This window comes from Candidatus Rokuibacteriota bacterium (assembly GCA_016188005.1).
Classification (GTDB): Bacteria; Methylomirabilota; Methylomirabilia; order Rokubacteriales; family CSP1-6; genus UBA12499.
The window spans coordinates 65903-72140 of record JACPIQ010000002.1 but is presented as its reverse complement, the minus strand read 5'-3'; the positions used below and the strand labels follow the sequence as shown (position 1 = coordinate 72140).

4 protein-coding genes and 1 pseudogene are annotated in these 6238 nt (G+C 67.1%); all 5 read right to left on the bottom strand.

Features of this window, described 5'->3' with window-relative positions; all coding sequences use genetic code 11:
- On the bottom strand, positions 1-306 hold a 306-nt coding region (locus HYV93_00425; protein ID MBI2524426.1), incomplete at its 3' end, for a hypothetical protein.
- A gap of 14 nt (positions 307-320) precedes the next feature.
- Positions 321-4275 (bottom strand): annotated as a pseudogene (gene rpoB / locus HYV93_00420) (DNA-directed RNA polymerase subunit beta).
- A 157-nt stretch (positions 4276-4432) separates the two neighbouring features.
- Positions 4433-4813, bottom strand: coding sequence for a 50S ribosomal protein L7/L12 (gene rplL / locus HYV93_00415; protein ID MBI2524425.1), 381 nt, complete (start codon positions 4811-4813; stop codon positions 4433-4435).
- A gap of 52 nt (positions 4814-4865) precedes the next feature.
- Positions 4866-5384, bottom strand: coding sequence for a 50S ribosomal protein L10 (rplJ, locus tag HYV93_00410; protein ID MBI2524424.1), 519 nt, complete (start codon positions 5382-5384; stop codon positions 4866-4868).
- Between the two features lie 17 nt (positions 5385-5401).
- Positions 5402-6109, bottom strand: coding sequence for a 50S ribosomal protein L1 (locus HYV93_00405; protein ID MBI2524423.1), 708 nt, complete (start codon positions 6107-6109; stop codon positions 5402-5404).
- Positions 6110-6238 lie beyond the last annotated feature (129 nt).

Below are 6238 nucleotides of genomic sequence, written 5' to 3'. Positions count from 1 at the left end.
GTCGCAGACGACTCCGGCGAACTTCATGCGCTTGTACTTCCCGCAGGCGCACTCGTAGTCCTTGGTCGGGCCGAAGATGCGGGCGCAGAAGAGCCCGTCCCGCTCCGGCTTGAACGTCCGATAGTTGATCGTCTCGGGCTTCTTCACCTCGCCGTGAGACCACTCCCGGATCTTCTGCGGCGCGGCCAGCTTGATGCGGATCGCGCCGAACGTCATGGGCTTCGGATGCCGATCGAGGATCCCCCACAGGTCCTTCGCGGGCTTCTCCTCGCGCACCAGGCTGCCGAATGGCCGGTCCGTCAACATTCTCAACCTCTCCTTTAGGACGGCTTCTTGCCGTCCTTCGGAACGAGCTCCACATCCAGAGCCAGGCTCTGCAGCTCCTTCACGAGCACGTTGAAGGACTCGGGGGTGCCGGGCTCCAGGAAATTCTCGCCCTTCACGATCGCCTCGTAGATGCGGTTCCGCCCTTCGACGTCGTCGGACTTGACCGTCAGCATCTCCTGCAGCGTGTGGGCAGCGCCGTACGCCTCGAGGGCCCATACCTCCATCTCCCCGAACCGCTGGCCGCCAAACTGGGCCTTGCCGCCAAGCGGCTGCTGGGTGACCAGCGAGTACGGCCCGATGGAGCGAGCGTGCATCTTGTCGTCCACCAGATGGGCCAGCTTCAACATGTAGATCTGGCCCACGGTGACCTCCTGGTGGAACGGCTTGCCCGTGCGCCCATCGTAGAGGACCGTCTTGCCCGAGGCCGGGAGCCCTGCCTGCCGGAGGTGGGCCTTGATCTCCTCCTCGGTCGCGCCGTCAAACACCGGGCTGGCCATCCACAGGCCCAGCGCTCTGGCCGCCCAGCCCAGGTGGGTCTCCAGGATCTGCCCGACGTTCATCCGGGACGGAACACCGAGGGGATTCAGCACGATCTCGACGGGCGTGCCGTCCGGGAGGTAGGGCATGTCCTCCTCGGGCAGGACGCGGGAGACGACGCCCTTGTTGCCGTGGCGGCCGGCCATCTTGTCGCCCACCGAGAGCTTGCGCTTCACGGCGACGTAGACCTTGACCATCTTGATGACGCCCGGCGGCAAGTCGTCGCCACGGCGGAGCCGACCGACCCGCTCCTCCAGCATCCGGTCGAAGAACGCGATCTGGTCGTCGGCGAGATCCTCGATGCGCTTGATCGTCGTCTGGAGCCCCTCGTCCTCCTTGATCCTGATCTTCCGCAGGTCCGCCCAGGAGAAGTTGTCCAGGTCCGGCCGCTGGATCCGGTCGCCCTTCTTGCCGAGCCGCTCCTTGGAGATGGGATCCATCAGATCCTGGGTGAGCGTCTTGCCGACGAGAAGGTTCTTCAGCTTCTGGTCGCGTTCGAGCTCGACCGCGGAGACCTCCTCCTGATACTCCTTCTCCAGCTCGGCGATGTCCTTCTCCTCGATGGACTTCGCGCGATCGTCCTTGTCGATGCCCCGGCGCGAGAACACCTTCACCTCGACCACCGTGCCCTCGATGCCCGGCGGGACCGTGAGCGAGGTGTCGCGCACATCGCCGGCCTTCTCGCCGAAGATGGCGCGCAGCAGCTTCTCCTCCGGGGTGAGCTGCGTCTCCCCCTTGGGCGTGATCTTGCCGACGAGGATGTCGCCGGCCTTGACCTTTGCGCCGATCCGCACGATGCCGGACCTTGGTGTCGCGGGCCTGGACCTCGAACTCCTCGATGTGGATCGAGGTGTAGCGGTCGTCCTTCACGAGCCGCTCCGAGACCAGGATCGCGTCCTCGAAGTTGTAGCCGCCCCACGGCATGAACGCCACGAGCACGTTGCGCCCCAGGGCGATCTCCCCCTGATCGGTCGCCGGGCCGTCGGCGATGACGTCCCTCGCCTGCACCCGGTCGCCCTTCTTGACGATGGGGCGCTGGTTGATGCACGTGTTCTGGTTGGAGCGCCGGTACTTCGTCAGCTTGTAGATGTCCAGCGGGAGGTCCGACACCGGGTCCGCCTTCTTCGACCGGCTCTCGACGCGGACCAGGAGGCGGTCGGCCGAGACGTACTCCACCACGCCGGGCCGCCGGGCAACCACCACCGCGCCCGAGTCGCGGGCCACGATGTGCTCCATCCCCGTCCCGACCAGCGGGGCCTCGGGCTGGAGCAGCGGGACCGCCTGGCGCTGCATGTTGGAGCCCATCAGCGCCCGGTTGGCGTCGTCGTTCTCCAGGAAGGGCACCATGGCCGCCGCCACCGACACGAGCTGCTTGGGCGAGACGTCGATGTAGTGCAGCTCCTCGGGCGGCACCATCTTGTACTCGCCCGCCTTCCGGGCCGAGACGCGCTCCTGCACGAAGCGGCCCTTGGCGTCGAGCCCCGCGTTGGCCTGGGCGATGACGAACTTCTCTTCCTCGTGGGCCGTCAGGTACTGCTCCTCCTCCTGGGTCACGGCGCCGTTGACGACCCGCCGGTACGGCGTGGCGATGAAGCCGTACTCGTTGATGCGAGCGTACGTGCTGAGGGAGGAGATCAGGCCGATGTTCGGGCCTTCCGGCGTCTCGATGGGGCAGATGCGCCCGTAGTGGGTCGGGTGCACATCCCGCACCTCGAACCCGGCGCGCTCCCGGGACAGCCCCCGCGGCCCCAGGGCGGAGAGCCGGCGCTTGTGGGTCAGCTCGGCCAGCGGGTTCGTCTGGTCCATGAACTGCGACAGCTGCGAGGATCCGAAGAATTCCTTCACGACCGCCGACACGGGCTTGGCGTTGATGAGGTCGTGCGGCATCAGGTTGGCGATGTCCGAGATGGACATGCGTTCCTTGACAGCCCGCTCCATCCGCGTGAGCCCCACACGGAACTGATTCTCGAGCAGCTCGCCCACCGATCGAACGCGCCGGTTGCCGAGGTGGTCGATGTCGTCGGTCGGCTTCGTGGCGAGCTTGACCTGGAGCAGGTACTTGATGACGTGCTCGATATCCTTGGGGCGCAGCGTCTTGATGTTGAGATCGACGTTGATGTCGAGCTTCTTGTTGATCATGAACCGGCCGACGCGCGCCAGGTCGTACCGCCGCGGGTCCATGAACATGCCGCGGAAGAGGGCCCGGGCCGAGTCCACGGTGGGCGGGTCCCCGGGCCGCAACCGGCGATAGATCTCCACCAGCGCCTCGTCAGGGTCCTTCGAATGGTCGCGGGCGAGGGTCTCGTAGATGGACGCGTCCACCTTGCCCTGCGTGACGACAAGGAGCTTGAACGGTGCCACCTTCCGGGCCATGATCTGGCTCAGGAGCGTGGAGGTCACTTCCTGGTTGGCTTCCACCAGCACCTCGCCGGTCTCGCTGTCCACGACCCGGCTGCCCGAACGGCGGCCCACCAGGGACTCGGCGCGAACCGGAATCTTCTCCACTCCGGCCTCGCGCAGCTTCTCGATGACCTTGGCCGTGAGAACCTTGCCGCTCTGGACCAGGGGCTCCCGGTGCCGAGGCGGCCTGATGTCGTCCCCCACCTTGACCCCGGTGTGCGCCTCGGGGGAGAGCGTGACCCAGGCCGTCCGGTCCTCGAAGGAGAGCACCTCCTCCAGATCGTAGAACATGGCCAGGATCTCGTCGTCGCTCAGGATGTCCTGCGGCTTCCGGCACCCTCGCTCCAGGAACCAGAAGGCTCGCAGGAACGCGGTCGCCGACATCTTCCGCCGCCGGTCCACCCGCACGTGCAGGATGTCGTTGGCGTCGAACTCGAACTCCACCCAGGATCCGCGGTACGGGATCACCCGGGCGGAGTGCAGCAGCTTTCCGGAGGCGACGGTCTTCCCCTTGTCGTCGTCGAAGAACACCCCGGCCGAGCGCTGCAGCTGAGAGACCACGACGCGCTCCGTTCCGTTGATGATGAAGGTGCCCTTGTCCGTCATGAGCGGCAGCTCGCCCAGGTACACCTCCTGGCCCCGCTGCTCGCGCATCGTCCGCGTCTTCGTCTCCTTATCGTGGTCGTAGACCACGAGACGCAGCGTCACCTTGAGAGGAATGGCGAGAGTCATCCCGCGGTCGTGGCACTCCTCTTCCTTGTACTTGGGCTCGCCGAAGTGGTAGCTGTCGAACTCGAGCTCGGCGTTGCCGTTGTAATCCGCGATGGGAAACACGGACTTGAAGACGGCCTGCAGGCCAATCTCCTCCCGGCGCTCGGCGGCGATGTCCTTCTGGAGGAAGTGCTCGTACGACTGCTTCTGGATCTTGATCAGATCCGGAATGTCGACGCTGGACGGGATCTTGCCGAAGTCCTTGCGGACCCGGCGTCCGCACTGGATGGTACCTGCCATACGTCCCTCCGCGCCTCGGCCGGGACGGCCGAGGGCTCAACCCGGCACGACGCCGCCGGGCCCCTGATGAAAAGTTCCGCGCCGGCGCGGGGACGCGCCGACGAGACGGGGGCCCTACTCCGGCCCCCCGGTCTCCCGCTGCCCCAGGGGCGGAGGCTTACTTCACTTCCACGGTCGCGCCGACTTCCTCGAGCTTCTTCTTCAGGTCGGCCGCCTCGGTCTTCGCGATCTTCTCCTTCACCGGCTTGGGCGCGCCGTCCACCAGATCCTTGGCCTCCTTGAGGCCCAGGCCGGTGATCTCGCGCACGACCTTGATGACCTGGATCTTCTTGTCCCCGGCCGCGGACAGGATCACGTCGAACTCGGTCTTCTCCTCGGCCACCGGCACCGCCGCGCCACCCCCCGCCGCCGGCGCGGCCACCGCCACGGCCGCCGCCGCCGACACACCCCACTTCTCCTGCAAGAGCTTCGAAAGCTGGGCCGCCTCCAGCAGCGTCAGCGAGTCCAGCTTCTCGGCGATCTCCTCGATGTTGCCCATTTCTTCCGCCTCCGTGGTTGATCCTGCGTCGTGATTGAACTGAGCCGCCCGCCTACTGGGCCGCCCCTTCGCTCCGAGCCTCCAGCACCCGCACGAGCTCCCGCTGCGGTGCCGTCAGGAGGCTCACGAGCTGGCGCATGGGTCCCTGGATCGCGCCGACCAGCTGGCCGCGCAGCACTTCCTTGGAGGGCAGGTCGGCCAGCGATCGCAGAGCCTGCGGCTCGACGACCTTGCCTTCCACGAGCCCGACCTTGAGCATGAGCGCCGGGTTGGCGCGGACGAAGGCCTGCAGGGCCTTCGCCACGGCCACCGGGTCGTGCCTGCTGAAGGCAACCCCGGTGGGACCCGTGAGGTGGGGCGCGAGGGGATCCAGCGGCGACCCCTTGACCGCCAGCCGCGCCAGTCGGTTCTTCACGACCTTGTATTCGGCGGCGGCGCCTTTGAGCTGCTTCCTCAGGTCGGAGATCTGTCGCACCGTCAGCCCGCGGTACTCCGTGAGCACCGCGGTCCTGACTCCCTCGAATCGCTGCTTGAGCGACTGGACGCTTTCAGCCTTCTCGGCATTCGGCACGTCGGCGCTCCTCTGGCTTACTTCTTGAACAGCGCGGCGATGCGCTGGGGGTCCACTCGGATGCCCGGTCCCATGGTGGACGAGAGCGTCACCGAGCGCAGGTACGTTCCCTTCGAGGCAGCCGGCTTGGCCCGGACCAGCGCCTCCAGCAGGGCCAGCGCATTCGCCGCCAGCTGCTCCTGGGGGAACGAGCGCTTCCCGACGGGCACGTGCACGTTGCCCGCCTTGTCCACGCGGAACTCCACTTTCCCGGCCTTGGCCTCGCGCACCGCCCGCGCCACGTCGAAGGTGACGGTCCCCAACTTCGGGTTGGGCATGAGCCCCCGTGGCCCCAAGGTCTTGCCGAGCTTGCCCACCTGTCCCATGAGGTCCGGTGTGGCGATGGCGGAATCGAACTCGAGCCACCCCCCCTGGATCTTCTCCACGAGGTCCTCCGCGCCCACCACATCGGCGCCCGCCTCCCGCGCCTCGCGCTCCTTCTCCCCCTTGGCGAAGACGGCCACACGCACCGTCTTGCCGATGCCATGGGGCAGCACGACCGCGCCCCGCACCATCTGGTCGGCATGCTTGGGGTCCACGCCGAGACGCAGTGACACGTCCACGGTCTCGTCGAACTTCGCGCCCGGCAGCCTCTTCAGGATCTCCACCGCTTCCTCGACCGAGTGCTCCCTGGCCTGGTCGAAGAGCGCCCGGGCGGCCTTCACCCGCTTCGTCAGTACCGGCATGGCCTAGCTCCTCACTCGTACTGGCTCGCTCAGCTTGCCCTCGTTCCCCGTGTCCGTTCGCCTCGCCTCGCGGCTGCGGCTCACCGCCTCGCTCCGCTCGGCACCCTCTCCGTATCCGCTCGCCTCGCC

Excerpts from the sequence above, each read along its gene's own strand:
- HYV93_00405 (MBI2524423.1), bottom strand. The coding sequence starts at position 6,109 with ATGCCGGTACTGACGAAGCGGGTGAAGGCCGCCCGGGCGCTCTTCGAC.
- rplL (MBI2524425.1), bottom strand. The coding sequence starts at position 4,813 with ATGGGCAACATCGAGGAGATCGCCGAGAAGCTGGACTCGCTGACGCTG.